Raw genomic sequence first — 15813 nt, forward strand, 5'->3', positions numbered from 1 at the left:
TTCCATGCCTGCCTCCCGTCGCTTTCCCTTGCTCCTCATTGGTGCCTTCCTGGCCTTGTACCTGGTCTGGGGCTCCACCTACCTGTTCATTCGCATTGGCGTCGAGAGCTGGCCACCCATGCTCATGGCCGGGGTGCGCTTTCTGATTGCCGGTGGCCTGCTGTACGGCTTCCTGCGTTGGCGCGGCGTGCCGGCACCGACCTGGCCGCAGTGGCGGGCGGCAGGGGCAATCGGCTTCTTGCTGCTGAGCTGTGGTAACGGCGGTGTCACTGTTGCTGAACATGCGGGTGTGGCGTCGGGTGTAGCGGCATTGGCAGTGGCCACGGTACCGTTGTTTACGCTGCTGTTCGGCCTGTTGTTCGGGCACCGCAATTCGAAGCTGGAGTGGGCGGGGATTGCCCTTGGGCTGGTCGGTATCGGCCTGCTGAACCTGGGCTCCAACCTGCAGGCCAGCCCGATTGGTGCAGCGCTGATCATCTTCGCGGCGGCATCGTGGGCATTCGGCTCGGTGTGGAGCAAGTCCTTGCCGCTGCCACAGGGGCCGATGGCCAGCGCTGCCGAAATGCTGGTGGGGGGCGCGGTGCTGTTGCTGGGCAGCGTGCTGTCGGGCGAACGCATGACGCAGATGCCGACCGCTGCTGGTTGGGGCGCGCTGGCCTACCTGGTGTTTTTCGGTTCGATCCTGGCCTTCAGTGCCTATATGTACCTGCTCAAGCATGTGCGCCCGGCGGCTGCCACCAGCTATGCCTACGTCAACCCGGCGGTGGCGGTGCTGCTGGGCATTGTGTTTGCTGGTGAACAGATCGGCGCCGAGGAGTGCGTGGCGATGGCGGTGATCATTGGTGCGGTGGTGCTGATCGGCCTGCCGCAGTGGCGCAAGGCACCTGAACCTGCACAGCCGTTGAATGGCGAAATCTGCAAGTAGGCAGGGGCGATGCGGTAAACTTGCCGCCTTCGCTGAACCCCTGATGGTATTGCCATGAATTTCGCCAAACTCGGCCTGATCGAACCGCTGCTGCGCACCCTGCAGCAGCTGGACTACACCACCCCGACCCCGGTGCAGGCCCAGGCCATCCCCACCGTGCTTGCCGGGCGCGACCTGATGGCCGCAGCCCAGACCGGTACCGGCAAGACCGCCGGCTTTGCCCTGCCCGTACTGCAGCGCCTGGCGCTGGAAGGCGAGAAGGTGGCCAGCAACTCGATCCGTGCATTGGTGCTGGTGCCCACCCGTGAGCTGGCCGAGCAGGTGCACAATAATGTGCGTGAGTACGCCGAGAACCTGCCGTTGAGCACCTATGCGGTGTACGGTGGGGTCAGCATCAACCCACAGATGATGCGCCTGCGCCGTGGCGTCGACTTGCTGGTGGCTACTCCCGGCCGCTTGCTCGACCTGTTCCGGCAGAATGCGGTGAAGTTCAACCAGGTGCAGACCCTGGTGCTGGACGAAGCCGACCGCATGCTCGACCTGGGTTTCGCCGAAGAACTGCAGTCGGTGTATGCCGCGCTGCCACGCAAGCGCCAGACGCTGTTGTTCTCCGCGACCTTCTCCGAGCAAATCCGCATGCTGGCAGGGCTGGCGCTGAATGACCCGCTAAGCATCGAGGTAAGCCCGCGCAATGCCACGGCCAGCAGCGTCAAGCAGTGGCTGGTGCCTGTGGATAAAAAGCGCAAAGAAGACCTGTTCTGCCACCTGATGCGCAAGCAGCGCTGGAAGCAGGTGCTGGTGTTCGCCAAGACCCGCAATGGCGTCGACCAGTTGGTGGAGCGCTTGCTGGCCGAAGGGGTGAATGCCGACGGCATCCACGGTGACCGCCCGCAGGCCACCCGCCAGCGCGCACTGGACAGCTTCAAGGCCCGTGAGATCCAGGTGCTGGTGGCGACCGACGTGGCTGCCCGCGGCCTGGACATCGATGACCTGCCGCTGGTGGTCAATCTTGACCTGCCGATCGTTGCCGAGGATTACGTGCATCGCATCGGCCGTACCGGGCGGGCGGGTAACAAGGGCGAGGCGATTTCCCTGGTGTGTGCGGACGAAGTGCAGCTGTTGTCGGCGATCGAAGTGCTGACACGGCAGACCCTGCCGCGCCATGAAGAACCGGATTTCATCCCTGACCACCGGGTGCCGATGACCGATGCCAGCGGCCAGGTGATCAAAAAGCCGAAGAAGCCCAAGAAACCAAAAGAGAACAGTGCCAAACGTGGGCTGGGGCGCTGGATGGACGGTGGTGAGCCGGAGCCGGCGGTGAAGGCGGTGCGCAAGGTACCGAGCTTCAATGGTGGGCCGCGCAAGCGGAAACCGTGAGACTTTGGGGCCGCTTCGCGGCCCTTTTGCGACGCAAGCCCGCTTCCACAGGGGTTGCGCTAGATTCTGGAAATTGAGCACGCCAGTTGTTTCCTCAGGTACTGCATTAGCCTCAAGCCTGCGGGGTACCTGTGGGAGCGGGCTTGCCCGCGAAGCATCCAACACGGTGCATGGCACCGGCTCCGCCGGTGTTCGCGGCTAAAGCCGCTCCCACAGGGGTTGCGCTAGATTCTGGAAATTGAGCAAGCCAGTTGTTTCCTCAGGTACAGCATCAGCCCCAAGCCTGCGGGGTGCCTGTGGGAGCGGGCTTGTCCCGCGAAGCATCCAACACGGTGCATGGCACCGGCTCCGCCGGTGTTCGCGGCTAAAGCCGCTCCCACAGGGGTTGCGCTAGATTCTGGAAATTGAGCAAGCCAGTTGTTTCCTCAGGTACTGCATCAGCCCCAAGCCAGCGGGGGTACCTGTGGGAGCGGGCTTGTCCCGCGAAGCATCCAACACGGCGCATGGCACGGGCTTCGCCCGTGTTCGCGGGACAACACGGTGCATGGCACCGGCTCCGCCGGTGTTCGCGGCTGAAGCCGCTCCCACATGGATCGCGCTAGATGCTAGAAGCTGAGCAAGACAGTTGCTCTCACAGGGACTGCACCATTTGGAGGTTGACGCAGTACTTGTGGAAGCCGCCTCGGCAATCGGTCAGGAGGCCCGCACCCAATCCGCCGCTGCCCGCCCGGCGCGCAAGCCGCTGGCAAAGCACGCCGTGAGCAGATACCCCCCGGTCGGCGCCTCCCAGTCCAGCATCTCGCCGGCACAGAACACCCCCGGCACGGCCTTGACCATCAACCCCTCATCCAGCCCCTCGAAGCGGACCCCGCCGGCACTGCTGATCGCTTCATCCAGTGGCCGCGTACGCACCAAGGTGATCGGCAATGCCTTGATCGCCCGGGCCAGCGACCCTGGGTCAGCAAAGGTCGCCTGATCGGTCAGTTCGCGCAGCAGCGCCGCCTTCACCCCATCAATCCCCAGCTGGCTGTGCAGATGCTTGGCCATTGAGCGCGAGCCACGTGGCTTGGCCAGTGCCTGGGCAATCTTGTCCACAGGCTTGTCCGGCAGCAGGTCGAGCAGCAGTACCCCTTGGCCTTCGCGGTTGATGGCCTCGCGCACTGGCGCCGACCAGGCATATACCAGGCTGCCTTCAACACCTTGTGCGGTGAGGATGAACTCGCCCTTGCGCGGTGCGCTGCCGGGCACGCTGAGGGCAATGTTCTTCAATGGCGCGCCCGCGAATTTTTGCTTCAGCAAGGCGCTCCAGCCTTCCACCTCAAACCCGCAGTTGCTGGGTTGTATAGGCGAGATATCCACAGCCCGTTCGGCCAACAATGGCTGCCAGGCGCCGTCCGAACCCAATCGCGCCCAACTGCCGCCACCCAGCGCCAGTACCACGACTGCAGCCTTCACCGCGCGCTCGCCCTGTGGATAAGCAATCCGCAAGGCACCGTCGGCATTCCAGCCCAACCAGCGGTGACGGGTGTGGATAACTACGCCACTTTCACGCAGGCGCTTGAGCCAGGCGCGTAGCAGCGGTGCGGCTTTCATGTCGGAGGGGAACACCCGGCCCGAGGTACCGACAAAGGTTTCGACGCCAAGACCGTGAATCCACTGGCGCAAGGCGTCGGCGTCGAAGTCGCGCAGCAGGGCTTCGATGTTGCCCTGGCGCTCGGCATAGCGGGCGACGAACGCCGGGTAGGGCTCGGAGTGGGTGATGTTCATGCCGCCGACACCCGCCAGCAGGAACTTGCGCCCTACCGAAGGCATGGCATCGAACACTTCCACCGCCAGGCCTGCCTGGGCCAGGGCTTCAGCGGCCATCAGGCCGGCCGGGCCGCCACCGATGACGACTGCGAGGGGAGGGGAGGCGGGGTTGAGATCGGGCATGGTGGGTAGCGGGCTGTGGAAAAGATGCCCATTCTAGCGCAGCGTGGGCCCTGGAAGCACTGATCAAAAAATAACCAGTATTCTGCAGGCCTTGCTGGCTAAGGGCTACAGCGCCTTTCCCGCAGGTTATCCACAAGCGGTTCCACAGTCATTGTGAACAACCCAAGACATGCGCTGCGCTGTGGTGAAGGATGCCATGGCGCCTGGCCAGCGCGCTGCGGTCCTTGCTGTAGCCGCCGCCGATCACGCCCACCACCGGGATATCGCGGCCCAGGCAGTGGCGCAGCACCGCCTCGTCACGGGCGGCGACGCCGGCGTCGGTCAGTTGCAGGTAGCCGAGGGCGTCGTCCTTGTGCACGTCGACGCCGGCGTCATACAGCACCAGGTCGGGCTGATACAGCGGCAGCAGGTAGTTGAGGGCGTCGTCCACCACCTTCATGTATGCGTGGTCGCCCATGCCCCGGGGCAAGGGGATGTCCCAGTCGCTTTGTGCCTTGCGCGCCGGGAAGTTCTGCTCGCAGTGCAGCGACACGGTGATCGCCTCTGGCGTGTCGTGCAGGATGCGCGCGGTGCCGTCGCCCTGGTGTACGTCGCAGTCGAAGATCAGCACCCGGTGCACCCGGCCGGCCTCCAGGAGGTAACGGCTGATCACGGCCAGGTCGTTGAAGATGCAGAAGCCGGCCGGGTGATCGTAGTGGGCGTGATGGGTGCCCCCTGCGAGGTGGCAGGCGATGCCGTGCTGCAGCGCCATCTCGGCGGTCAGCAGCGACCCGCCCACCGCGCGCACGGTACGCCGGGCCAGTGCCTCGCTCCACGGCAGGCCGAGGCGGCGTTGGTCTTCGCGGGACAGTTCGCCGTTCATGTAGCGCTCGATGTAACCGCGGTCGTGGGCCAGGGCGAGGATATCGTTGGGGCAGATTTCCGGGCGCAGCAAGGCCTGGTCGGTGGTCAGCCCGGTGTCGACCAGGTGGTCGTGCAGCAGGCGGAACTTGTCCATCGGGAAGCGGTGTTCGGCGGGGAACTCCGGGCTGTAGTCTTCGTGGTAGATCAGCGGCAACGGCATGGGTGGAGGTCGCAATCAGGGCCAGTGCTGATCTTGCCATGGCTGGGGCTGCATTGCTGCGCAATCTCCGGCTAGCCAATGCCTGCATGGCGACCTGGGTGATCGGTTGTGCTACTTCGCAGCGCTGGCCAGTACCCGCTGCCAGTCGGGCTCGTTCAGGCGGCCGAGGATACGTGTCTTGCCGTTGCCGTCCACCGAGACGAACAGCGCACTGGCATAGCCGCTTGCACGCTCATTCCCCACGACGTTCTGCTGGCGGGCGAAATGGTCGATGCACCCGTTGTGGGTCACCAGCACCAGGTTGTGCCCGGCACGCTTGTGCGCCAGTGCGTCGCTGACGAACTGGCTGTCGCAGCTCTCTAGCCAGTCCTCGCTGGGCACTGCCTGGCCAAGTATGAAGTGCGCAGTCTGCCGGGTGCGCAGTTTCGGGCTGCTGAACAGGTCGGCGTTGTTCAGGCCCAGTTGGCGCAGCCCTTTACCTACGCGGCTGGCGGCTTGGCTACCGGCAACGGTGATGCCGGTGGGGTCGTCAAGGCAGGGGCCGGGGGCGCTGTCGCAGCGTTCGGCATGGCGGATCATCACGATCACCGCTCCGTCGGCCCATTCCTGCAGCAGGCCGCTGTCACGCAGTTGTTGCTCTTTGCCAAGGTCCACGATGTGCGTCCTCGTCGCCAGCCAGGTGGTCAACGCCGCCACGACCATGCACAGGCCAAGGGCGGCACCCAAGGCCTTGCGGCCAAGGCGGCGCTTGCGCCGGGCGTGAATGGCAGAATGCCCCAGGGTATTGCTCGATAGCATGCGTTGCTCCATTGGCATGGCCGTGGCAGGCACGGCAGAGATGGCGGCATTTTGCTAAGCGGCCTGTCGGGAGCCGGTGAAGGGCGTGTGAAAATTGCATTCGGCTACTGCCGGGTGGGTGAAACCCTTGCCCACGCCTAAGCTGTAAACTGCAAGACGGCAAAACCGGAGCAGGCCCGATGACCCCTATCCTTCAACTGGAAAGCGCACGGCTGGTGCTGCGCCAATGGCACGATGATGACCTGCGCGAGTTCGCCGCGCTGTGCGCCGACCCACAGGTAATGCGCTACTTCCCTGCGCCGCTGACGCGCCTGGAGGCTGCCGCGCTGATTGGTCGTATACGCGGGCACTTCAACGAGTACGGTTTTGGTTTATGGGCCCTGGAGCGTAAGGACAGCGGTGCGTTCATTGGCATGACCGGCTTGCTGCACGTGGGTTTCGACGCCGATTTCACCCCTGCCGTGGAGATTGGCTGGCGCCTGGCCCGCCGCCACTGGGGCCTGGGTTTTGCCAGCGAAGCCGCCTGGACCTGCCTGCGTTGCGCTTTCGCACAATTGCGCCTGGAAGAGGTGGTGTCGTTCACTACCGCGAGTAACCTGCCGTCGCAGAAGGTCATGCAGGCCATTGGCATGCAGCAAGACGTGCACGGCAGTTTTGAACACCCCCGCCTGCCCGAGGGCCACCCGCTGCGGCCACATGTGCTGTATCGCATCGACCGTGCGCACTGGGAGCGTACCCTGCGCGCCTGAATGCACGGCCATGCCCGGCGCGAATGACAAACGCTGTATCATTTGCCCACTTGGAAGGCGCTTGCCCGTAACACGTTCAGCGCCTGTGAAATCGAGCGCCGCTCGGGCGGCGCATCGCGAGCCAGTCTCGCTCCTACGGAGAACCCCCGATGAGTCATGTGTTGGACGACCTGGTCGACCTGTTGAGCCTCGAGTCCATCGAGGAGAACCTGTTCCGTGGACGCAGCCAGGACCTGGGCTTCCGCCAGCTGTACGGCGGGCAGGTACTGGGGCAGTCGTTGTCGGCAGCCAGCCAGACGGTCGAGGACGCGCGCCATGTGCATTCGCTGCACGGTTACTTCCTGCGCCCGGGCGATGCCACCCTGCCAGTGGTGTACTCGGTGGACCGCGTGCGTGATGGCGGCAGCTTCAGCACCCGGCGGGTAACGGCGATTCAGAAGGGCCAGACCATCTTTACCTGCAGCGCGTCGTTCCAGTACGACGAGGAAGGTTTCGAACACCAGGCGCAGATGCCTGACGTGGTCGGCCCGGAAAACCTGCCCACTGAAGTGGAGCTGGCGCGGGCCATGGCTGACCAGCTGCCCGAGCGCATTCGCGACAAGGTGCTGTGCGCCAAGCCGATCGAGATCCGCCCGGTCACCGAGCGTGACCCGTTCAACCCCAAGCCGGGCGACCCGGTGAAGTACGCCTGGTTCCGCGCTGACGGCAACCTGCCTGACGTGCCGGCCCTGCACAAGTACATGCTGGCCTACGCCTCGGATTTCGGCCTGCTGACCACTTCGTTGTTGCCGCATGGCAAGTCGGTGTGGCAACGCGACATGCAGATCGCCAGCCTCGACCATTCGCTGTGGTTCCACGGCAACCTGCGCGCCGATGAGTGGCTGCTGTACGCCACCGACAGCCCTTGGGCGGGCAATTCCCGTGGTTTCAGCCGCGGCAGCATCTTCAACCAGGCCGGGCAACTGGTGGCGTCGTCGGCCCAGGAAGGCCTGATTCGTTATCGCAAGGACTGGGCATGAGCCTGGGCGAGGTGCGCAACTGGGTGTTCGACATGGACGGCACCCTGACCGTGGCCGTGCACGACTTTGCCGCCATTCGAGTGGCGCTGGACATCCCGGCCGAACACGACATCCTCACCCACCTGGCGGCCTTGCCGGCAGACGAAGCGGCGGCCAAGCATGCCTGGTTGCTGGAGCACGAAAGGGATCTGGCAACTGCCTCCACGGCGGCCACCGGGGCGGTGGAACTGGTGCGCGAGTTGGCCGGGCGCGGGTGCCGGCTGGGTATTCTGACCCGCAATGCGCGTGAACTGGCGCATGTAACGCTGGAGGCCATTGGCCTGGCGGACTGCTTCCCGGTGGAACACATTCTCGGGCGTGACGAGGCGGCGCCCAAGCCGAGCCCGGATGGGCTGCTGAAGATTGCCAGCGCCTGGGGCGTGACCCCGAGCGAACTGGTGATGGTGGGGGACTACCGCTTTGACCTTGACTGTGGGCGGGCGGCGGGGGCACGCACGGTGCTGGTGAACCTGCCGGACAATCCCTGGCCGGAGCTCGTGGATTGGCATGCGGCGGATTGTCGGGCGTTGAAGGTGATGCTGGGCTGACGCTTGTGTTGGCAATGCGGGCCTCTTCGCGGGCACGCCCGCTCTCACAGGTATTGCGCCCGTCTCGAGTCCTGTGGTGCCCCTGTGGGAGCGGGGGTGCCCGCTAAAGGGCCGGATCTGTCTATGCTGAACCCCATTCTTTGCTCTGATACGGAGACCCACCCATGAGCAGCAAGGCCATCTACGTACAACCTGGCGGCGGCTACGACAAGGTCCAGGTCGGCACCTGCGAGGCCCAGGCCCCCAAGGCGGGCGAGATCACCGTGCGCCTGCACGCCAGTTCCCTCAACTACCACGATTTCGCCGTGGTCAGCGGCATGTGGGGCCCGAGCGAGCGACGCATCCCCATGGCCGATGGCGCCGGCGAGGTGGTTGCGGTAGGGGCTGGCGTCACTGAGTTCAAGGTCGGCGACAATGTGGTCAGCACCTTCTTCCCCGACTGGCTCGATGGCCAGGCCAATGTCGAGGGTTTTGCCCGGGTACCGGGTGACGGGGTCGATGGCTACGCCCGTGAGCAGGTAACCGCCCGCGCCACCGCCTTTACCCTGGCACCCAAGGGCTTCAGCCACGCCGAGGCCGCCACCCTGACCACCGCCGGCCTCACCGCCTGGCGTGCGCTGATGAGCGACGACCACCTCAAGCCCGGCGATACGGTGCTGGTGCAGGGCACGGGTGGCGTGTCCATCTTCGCCCTGCAGTTCGCCAAGCTGGCGGGTGCCACGGTGATCGCCACCTCGTCCAGCGATGCCAAGCTGGAGCGCTTGAAGGCCCTGGGGGCCGATCACCTGATCAACTACAAGAGCACGCCGGCCTGGGGCGAGAAAGTACGCGAGCTGACGGGCAACCGTGGTGTTGATCATGTGATCGAAGTGGGTGGCCCGGCGACGCTGGAGCAGTCGATGATTGCTGCGCGCATTGGCGGGCATGTGTCGCTGATCGGCATCCTTACCGGGGTGGCTGGGCAGTTGCCGCTGGTGCAGGCGCTGGTGCGGCAGATTCGCCTGCAAGGGGTGCTGGTGGGCAGCCGGGCGCAGCAGCAGGCGATGGTGCGGGCGATCGATGCCAATGGCCTGCGGCCGGTGGTGGACAAGCATTTCGAGCTGGAACAGATCGTCGAGGCGTTCCGTTACCAGGAGAGCAACCGGCATTTTGGCAAGATCTGCCTGACTTGGTGAGGGCAGGGTAGCTGGATGTAACGGCCACCCTGCACGCCATGCTATTCGTAGCATCAAACCCGAGGCCTTGCACTGCCTGACAGTCAGTCCGGCAGTAACCGGTCCCGGCTGTTGGACAGATGCAGGCACACTGCCGCACGCGCGGCATCCGGGTCTTGCCGGCGAATCGCGTTGAGGATCGCCTCATGCTCCAGGTTGGCCAAGTACGCTTGCCGCGCCAGCTTGGCTCCCCCGCGCTCGGCCAGGGCCATGCGGTTGCGCGGTATCAGGCCGTTACCCAGTTGCAGCAGCATCTCGGTGAAATACAGATTGCCGGTGGCCTCGGCAATCAACAGGTGAAAGCGCCGGTCGGCTTCGATGCAGCTGTCGCCGGCAGCGGCCAGGTCCTGGTAGTCATCCAGCGCCTGGCGCATGCGCGCCAGTTGCCCTTCATCACGACGCAGTGCGGCCAGCGCGGCAGCCTGGCCCTCAAGGCCAATACGCAGCTCCAGCAGATCGCGCACATTCGCCGCGCTCTCCGCCGCAACGCGCAGGCCGGCCTGGGCCTGGCGCTCCATCACGAACGTACCGATCCCGTGGCGCGGCTCCACCAACCCCGAGGCCTGCAGCTTCGACAAGGCTTCGCGAACCACTGTGCGGCTGACCCCGTGCTCGCGCACCAAGGTGTTTTCCGAAGGCAGTTTGTCGCCTGGTTTGAAGGTGCCCAGCAAAATCTGCTGGGTCAGGCTGGAAACCAGGTCATGGGCACGGCTGTGGCCGCGTTTGCGCGCGTGTTCGGGTTCCATGTGTGATCCGGATCTTGATTTACTTGTACGACAAGTTAATCGATAGAAATATTTTTTGCCGATTTTTCGCGCATCCAATTCGGCATGTAGCTGATCTGTTTTTGCATGTTCGGATCAAATTGGCATTATGACAGCTTGTATTTTGCTATTTTGCCGACGTTGACAACCTTGTCGTACAACCTCGCTGCGAATAAGCTCCTCCCCACTGCCATGTCAGACAACCCGACCCGCACAAAAACAATTAGTGGGAGATCCGCAAGTGAACGACACCCTCGCTCCGTCTGCCCGGCATGAAGGCGACGCGCTGGCCAGTGCCGTGGCCAAGGTCAAGCGCCACGTCCTGCCGCTGTTCGTCATCATGTTCATCGTTAACTACCTCGACCGCGTCAACATTGGCTTCGTCCGCCCGCACCTGGAAAGCGACCTGGGCATCAGCGCTGCGGCCTTTGGCTTTGGTGCCGGGCTGTTCTTCATCGGTTACGCGCTGTTCGAAGTGCCTTCGAACATGCTGCTGCAAAAGGTCGGTGCCCGGCTGTGGCTGACCCGTATCATGTTCACCTGGGGGCTGGTGGCCACGGCCATGGCCTTCGTACAGAACGAAACCCAGTTCTACGTGTTGCGTTTTTTGCTTGGGGTGGCCGAAGCAGGCTTCTTTCCTGGCGTGATCTACTACTTCACCCGCTGGCTGCCAGCGGCAGAGCGCGGCAAGGCGATTGCTATCTTCCTCAGCGGTTCTGCACTTGCCTCGCTGATTTCCGGGCCGCTGGCCGGGGCGCTGATGCAGATCCAGGGCCTGGGCCTGCATGGTTGGCAGTGGATGCTGTTCATTGAAGGCATGGCCTCGGTGGCGCTGTGCTTCTTTGTGTTCTTCTGGCTCGACTCAAAGCCGCAGGACGCCAAGTGGCTGAACCAGGCGGAGCAGGAGGCGCTGGTAGCGACCATCGACCGCGAGCAGCGTGAGCGCGAGGCGATCGGCGCAGTGAAGCCATCGGCCTGGAGCCTGCTCAAGGACCGGCAGATCGTGCTGTTCTGCCTGATCTACTTCTGCATCCAGCTGACCATTTATGCCGCCACCTTCTGGCTGCCCAGCATCATCAAGCGCATGGGCGACCTCAGTGACCTGCAGGTAGGCTTCTTCAATTCCATCCCGTGGCTGATCTCGATCCTGGCCATGTACGCCTTTGCTGCCGGTTCCGCACGCTGGAGGTTCCAGCAGGCCTGGGTGGCTGGCGCCTTGGTGATCGCTGCAATTGGCATGTTCATGTCCACCACCGGCGGGCCGGTTTTTGCCTTCGTTGCGGTGTGCTTTGCGGCCATCGGTTTCAAGTCGGCATCTTCGCTGTTCTGGCCTATCCCTCAGGGCTACCTGGATGCGCGTATCGCGGCGGCAGTCATCGCCCTGATCAACTCGGTCGGCAACCTCGGCGGCTTCGTCGCCCCTACCACCTTCGGGCTGCTGGAGCAGCAGACCGGGTCGATCCAGGGCGGCCTGTATGGCCTGGCGGTGACCTCGGTGCTGGCGGCGATTGCCATCTTCTTCGTACGCACCCGTCCCAAGGGCACCCCTTCCGATGACCTCAAGGCCCCCTCGGCCCTGGGCCATACCCATTGATGACTGCGAGACAACAACCATGAATATGCAGACCAATCCCGCCGTACATGCCAGCACCCCAGTGGTCACCGACTTGCGCGTGATCCCCGTGGCTGGCCACGACAGCATGCTGCTCAACCTCAGTGGCGCCCATGGCCCGTTCTTCACCCGCAACGTGGTGGTGCTGCGCGACAGCGCCGGCAATACTGGCCTGGGTGAAGTGCCCGGCGGCGAGAAAATTCGCCAGACCCTGGAGGACGCACGTAGCCTGGTGGTCGGTCAGCCGATCGGCCATTACCAGCGTGTGCTCAATGCCATGCGCCAGACCTTCGCCAACCGTGACTCGGCGGGTCGCGGCCTGCAGACCTTCGACCTGCGTATCACCGTGCATGCGGTGACGGCCATCGAGTCGGCATTGCTCGACCTGCTCGGCCAGCACCTGAATGTGCCGATGGCGGCCCTGCTGGGCGAGGGCCAGCAACGCGATGCGGTGAAGATGCTTGGTTATCTGTTCTACATCGGCGACCGCCAGCAGACCGACCTGGCTTACCGTCACGAAGCCGATAGCGATGACGATTGGTTTCGCGTGCGCCACGAAAAGGCCCTGACCCCTGAGGCGGTCGTGCGCCTGGCCGAAGCGGCGAAGCAGCGCTATGGCTTCAGCGACTTCAAGCTCAAGGGCGGCGTACTGCGGGGTGAGGAAGAAATGGAAGCGGTAACCGCCCTGGCCGAACGCTTCCCCGAAGCGCGCATCACGCTCGACCCCAATGGCGCGTGGTCACTCAAGGAAGCCATCGCCCTGTGCCGTGACAAGCACGATGTACTGGCCTACGCCGAAGACCCCTGCGGTGCCGAGAACGGTTACTCGGGCCGTGAGGTGATGGCCGAGTTTCGCCGGGCCACCGGGCTGCCCACTGCCACCAACATGATTGCCACCGACTGGCGGCAGATGGGGCATGCGATCCAGTTGCAATCGGTGGACATCCCGCTGGCCGACCCGCACTTCTGGACCTTGCAGGGCTCGGTGCGGGTGGCGCAGATGTGTAACGACTGGGGCCTGACGTGGGGGTCGCACTCGAACAACCACTTCGACATTTCGCTGGCGATGTTCACCCAGGTGGCGGCTGCTGCGCCGGGGGATATCACTGCGATCGATACGCACTGGATCTGGCAGGATGGCCAGCGGCTGACGCGTGATCCGCTGCGCATTGTCGATGGGCATGTGCGGGTACCGGCGCGGCCGGGCCTGGGCGTGGAACTGGACGAAGACCAGCTGGCCAAGGCCCATGAGTGCTACCGCAACATGGGGCTGGGCGCGCGCGATGACAGCGTGGCGATGCAGTTCCTGATTCCGGGTTGGAGCTTCGATAACAAACGGCCTTGCCTGGTACGGTAAGGCGGCTGGCCGCTCCCACCGGGATTGCGCAAGATTCTAGAAATTGAGCAAGCCAGTTGTTTCCCCAGGTACTGCATCAGCCTCAAGCCTGCGGGGGCACCTGTGGGAGCGGGCTTGTCCCGCGAAGCATCCAACACGGTGCATGGCACCGGCTCTGCCGGTGTTCGCGGCTAAAGCCGCTCCCACAGGGATTGCGCTAGCTTCTAGAAATTGAGCAAGCCAGTTGTTTCCCCAGGTACTGCGTCAGCCTCAAGCCTGCGGGGGTACCTGTGGGAGCGGGCTTGTCCCGGGTACAAACCGGAGACATCGTTTACATTTCAAACCGGGGACATGGTTTACAGGCTAAAGCCGCTCCCACAGGGATTGCACCTGGCTTCAGGCTGGTGTGGGGCCTGTGGGGGTGGCAGGCCCTCAAGCGGCTTCAAAAAAGGCCCGCGCCATTGCAACGAAAGACCCCAGCACCGGGTTGGGGCTGTCCCGGCAGAACGCCAGGAAGATTTCTGCCTGCTGCTCCATCCCCTCCAACGGCCGGAATACCACCTGCTCCAGGCGCAGTGCCTGGGCAGAGGCCGGCACCACGGCACAGCCCAGTCCCACATTGACCAGGCCCAGAATCGAATGAGTCTGACCCAACTGGTGCAGGTAGCGCGGCTGCACTTCGTGCCGCGCAAACAGGTTGGCAATACGGTCATGGAAATACCGCCCTTCGTTGGCGCTGTACATCACGAACGGCTGCTGGTCGAAGTCGCTGGGCGTCAGCCGTTCGTGGTTCGCCAGCGCGTGCCCGGCGGGCAGGGCGGCGACGAAGGGCTCGCGGTGGATTGGCAAGTACTCCACGCGCGCGCTGGGCAGTACCTGGCGCACCAGCCCGACATCGATCAGCCCTGCTTCCAGGTCATGCACCTGGGTGCTGGAGACGCGCTCGCTGAGCACCAGCTCGATGTCCGGCAGCGTCTGCCCGGCGTGCACCAGCAAACGGGGGACCATGCTGTACGCTCCAACGGCGGTGAAACCCAGGGTCAGGCGGCCTGCTTCGCCGTGGGCGATGCGCCGCGCGGAGTGGCTGGCTGATTCGGCAATCTGCAAAATGCGCCGGGCATCCTCAAGGAAGCTTGCGCCCGCCAGGGTGAGCCGCGCCTGACGGTTGTTGCGTTCGAGCAGCAGCACGCCCAAGGCATGCTCGAGCAGCTGGATCTGCCGGCTAAGCGGTGGCTGGGTCATGTGCAGGCGGGTGGCAGCGCGGCCGAAATGCAGCTCTTCGGCCACGGCCACGAAGCAGCGCAGCTGGTGCAATTCCACGATTCAAATCCTGAATTATTCAATCCAGCATCTATATTAGACCTGTATCAAATGCAGGCCTAGCATCGACTCATGTCTTCTCAATGCCGGAAGCCCGCGATGAATCACACCCCCATTGAAGTGCTGCTGACCCAGCCCGTACCCGAGGCGATCGATGCCCAACTGGTCAGCGCCTACCACGTGCATCGGTTGTACCAGCAGCACAACCCGCAACAGCTGCTGGACGAAGCCGCACCGCGTATTCGCGGCGTGGTCACCGGCGGTGCCAAAGGCCTGTCCACCGCGCTGATGGACCAGTTGCCTGCCCTTGAGATCATCGCCATCAGTGGCATCGGTACCGATGCGGTGGATCTGCGCCATGCGGCCAGCCGCGGCATCCATGTCACCACCACCCCGGGGGTGTTGACGGCCGACGTTGCCGACCTGGCCATGGGGTTGATCATCAGCAGCCTGCGTCGCCTGGGCGAGGGGGAGCGGCTGGTGCGCGATGGCTTGTGGGGCAAGGTCGACCTGCCGCTGGCGCGCAGGGTCAGTGGCTGCGCGCTGGGCATCGTCGGCCTTGGCCAGGTGGGCAAGGCCATCGCTCGCCGTGCCGCCGCCTTCGACATGAGCATCGCCTACAACGGCCGGCGCGAGCAGCCAGAAACGGGCTATCGCTATGAGCCGGATCTGGTTGAGTTGGCGCGCTCGGTGGATGTCCTGGTCGTGGCCGCTTCTGCTGACGGCGGGCAAGTGCTGGTGACGGCCGAGGTGCTGGAGGCGCTGGGTCCACAGGGTTACCTGGTCAATGTGGCACGTGGCAAGTTGGTCGATGAAGACGCGCTGGTGGAAGCGTTGCGCGAGCAGCGTATCGCCGGGGCAGGGCTGGATGTATTTGTCGATGAACCACGGGTGCCGCCGGCATTGCTGGACCTGAACCAGGTCAGCCTGCAACCGCACCGGGGCAGCGCGTCGCTGCAGACCCGGCTGGAGATGGGGCGCATGGTGCTGGACAACCTTCAGGCCTGTTTCCGAGGTGAAGTGCCACCGAATCGGGTGATCGACAGTTAGCCCCCTTTCGCCGGTACAGGTACTACAAGGCCCTTGCGGCCACCCCTTCTGCGTACAAGAACAATCG

The 15813-nt window shown here is 64.2% G+C and carries 14 protein-coding genes; 9 read left to right on the forward strand and 5 right to left on the reverse strand.

The annotated features are described in order from the left end of the window. Positions 1–4: 4 nt before the first annotated feature. Together yedA and OO258_RS14490 are read left to right on the forward strand one after the other, a co-directional pair. Positions 5–925: a drug/metabolite exporter YedA gene (gene yedA / locus OO258_RS14485; RefSeq protein ID WP_266031135.1), complete on the forward strand. Its 921-nt coding sequence runs from the start codon at positions 5–7 to the stop codon at positions 923–925. A 54-nt stretch (positions 926–979) separates the two neighbouring features. Continuing rightward, positions 980–2302: a DEAD/DEAH box helicase gene (locus OO258_RS14490; protein ID WP_266031137.1), complete on the forward strand. Its 1323-nt coding sequence runs from the start codon at positions 980–982 to the stop codon at positions 2300–2302. Between the two features lie 693 nt (positions 2303–2995). On the opposite strand, the gene OO258_RS14495 is transcribed toward OO258_RS14490, so the two are convergent. From OO258_RS14495 to OO258_RS14505, 3 genes are all read right to left on the reverse strand, one after another. After that, the gene (locus tag OO258_RS14495) at positions 2996–4234 is read right to left on the reverse strand and encodes a TIGR03862 family flavoprotein (RefSeq protein ID WP_266031139.1); all 1239 of its coding nucleotides are present in this window, start codon (positions 4232–4234) and stop codon (positions 2996–2998) included. Between the two features lie 148 nt (positions 4235–4382). Next, entirely contained in the window at positions 4383–5297 is a 915-nt protein-coding gene (locus tag OO258_RS14500; protein ID WP_266031140.1) for a histone deacetylase, read from the reverse strand. Between the two features lie 111 nt (positions 5298–5408). Next, positions 5409–6095 carry a histidine phosphatase family protein gene (locus OO258_RS14505; protein WP_266031141.1) on the reverse strand — a complete coding sequence of 229 codons (687 nt, stop codon included), beginning with the start codon at positions 6093–6095 and terminating at the stop codon, positions 5409–5411. A gap of 179 nt (positions 6096–6274) precedes the next feature. Between OO258_RS14505 and OO258_RS14510 the strand changes: the two genes are divergently transcribed. The 4 genes from OO258_RS14510 (at position 6275) to OO258_RS14525 (ending at position 9625) form a co-directional block, all read left to right on the forward strand. After that, the gene (locus tag OO258_RS14510; RefSeq protein ID WP_110746260.1) at positions 6275–6844 is read left to right on the forward strand and encodes a GNAT family N-acetyltransferase; all 570 of its coding nucleotides are present in this window, start codon (positions 6275–6277) and stop codon (positions 6842–6844) included. Positions 6845–6993: 149 nt separating this feature from the next. After that, positions 6994–7863, forward strand: coding sequence for an acyl-CoA thioesterase II (tesB, locus tag OO258_RS14515; protein WP_110746262.1), 870 nt, complete (start codon positions 6994–6996; stop codon positions 7861–7863). Further along, positions 7860–8450 (forward strand): HAD family hydrolase, encoded by a 591-nt coding sequence (locus OO258_RS14520; RefSeq protein ID WP_266031144.1) that lies wholly within the window; start codon positions 7860–7862, stop codon positions 8448–8450. Before tesB ends, OO258_RS14520 begins: the two co-directional genes overlap by 4 nt. A gap of 164 nt (positions 8451–8614) precedes the next feature. Next, on the forward strand, positions 8615–9625 hold the full coding sequence (locus tag OO258_RS14525) for a zinc-dependent alcohol dehydrogenase family protein (RefSeq protein WP_266031146.1): 1011 nt from the start codon (positions 8615–8617) through the stop codon (positions 9623–9625). An 83-nt stretch (positions 9626–9708) separates the two neighbouring features. Here OO258_RS14525 and OO258_RS14530 read toward each other — a convergent pair whose 3' ends face one another. Further along, on the reverse strand, positions 9709–10410 hold the full coding sequence (locus OO258_RS14530; protein WP_110746269.1) for a FadR/GntR family transcriptional regulator: 702 nt from the start codon (positions 10408–10410) through the stop codon (positions 9709–9711). A gap of 259 nt (positions 10411–10669) precedes the next feature. Here OO258_RS14530 and OO258_RS14535 point away from each other — a divergent pair, with 259 nt between their 5' ends. Then, a complete protein-coding gene (locus OO258_RS14535; protein WP_266031149.1) occupies positions 10670–12022 on the forward strand; it encodes an MFS transporter in 1353 nt (450 codons plus the stop codon). Positions 12023–12041: 19 nt separating this feature from the next. Further along, positions 12042–13397, forward strand: coding sequence for a glucarate dehydratase (gene gudD, locus OO258_RS14540; RefSeq protein WP_266031151.1), 1356 nt, complete (start codon positions 12042–12044; stop codon positions 13395–13397). A gap of 411 nt (positions 13398–13808) precedes the next feature. On the opposite strand, the gene OO258_RS14545 is transcribed toward gudD, so the two are convergent. Then, positions 13809–14696, reverse strand: a complete 888-nt coding sequence (locus OO258_RS14545; protein ID WP_266031153.1) for a LysR substrate-binding domain-containing protein — start codon at positions 14694–14696, stop codon at positions 13809–13811. A 99-nt stretch (positions 14697–14795) separates the two neighbouring features. On the opposite strand from OO258_RS14545, the gene OO258_RS14550 reads away from it, so the two are divergent. Next, a complete protein-coding gene (locus tag OO258_RS14550; protein ID WP_266031154.1) occupies positions 14796–15746 on the forward strand; it encodes a 2-hydroxyacid dehydrogenase in 951 nt (316 codons plus the stop codon). Positions 15747–15813: the final 67 nt, after the last annotated feature.

The organism is Pseudomonas sp. DCB_BI (assembly GCF_026240995.1).
Lineage (GTDB): Bacteria > Pseudomonadota > Gammaproteobacteria > Pseudomonadales > Pseudomonadaceae > Aquipseudomonas.

Coding starts and splice junctions, on each gene's coding strand:
- yedA (WP_266031135.1), top strand. CDS start 5: ATGCCTGCCTCCCGTCGCTTTCCCTTGCTCCTCATTGGTGCCTTCCTG.
- OO258_RS14490 (WP_266031137.1), top strand. CDS start 980: ATGAATTTCGCCAAACTCGGCCTGATCGAACCGCTGCTGCGCACCCTG.
- OO258_RS14495 (WP_266031139.1), bottom strand. CDS start 4,234: ATGCCCGATCTCAACCCCGCCTCCCCTCCCCTCGCAGTCGTCATCGGT.
- OO258_RS14500 (WP_266031140.1), bottom strand. CDS start 5,297: ATGCCGTTGCCGCTGATCTACCACGAAGACTACAGCCCGGAGTTCCCC.
- OO258_RS14505 (WP_266031141.1), bottom strand. CDS start 6,095: ATGCTATCGAGCAATACCCTGGGGCATTCTGCCATTCACGCCCGGCGC.
- OO258_RS14510 (WP_110746260.1), top strand. CDS start 6,275: ATGACCCCTATCCTTCAACTGGAAAGCGCACGGCTGGTGCTGCGCCAA.
- tesB (WP_110746262.1), top strand. CDS start 6,994: ATGAGTCATGTGTTGGACGACCTGGTCGACCTGTTGAGCCTCGAGTCC.
- OO258_RS14520 (WP_266031144.1), top strand. CDS start 7,860: ATGAGCCTGGGCGAGGTGCGCAACTGGGTGTTCGACATGGACGGCACC.
- OO258_RS14525 (WP_266031146.1), top strand. CDS start 8,615: ATGAGCAGCAAGGCCATCTACGTACAACCTGGCGGCGGCTACGACAAG.
- OO258_RS14530 (WP_110746269.1), bottom strand. CDS start 10,410: ATGGAACCCGAACACGCGCGCAAACGCGGCCACAGCCGTGCCCATGAC.
- gudD (WP_266031151.1), top strand. CDS start 12,042: ATGAATATGCAGACCAATCCCGCCGTACATGCCAGCACCCCAGTGGTC.
- OO258_RS14550 (WP_266031154.1), top strand. CDS start 14,796: ATGAATCACACCCCCATTGAAGTGCTGCTGACCCAGCCCGTACCCGAG.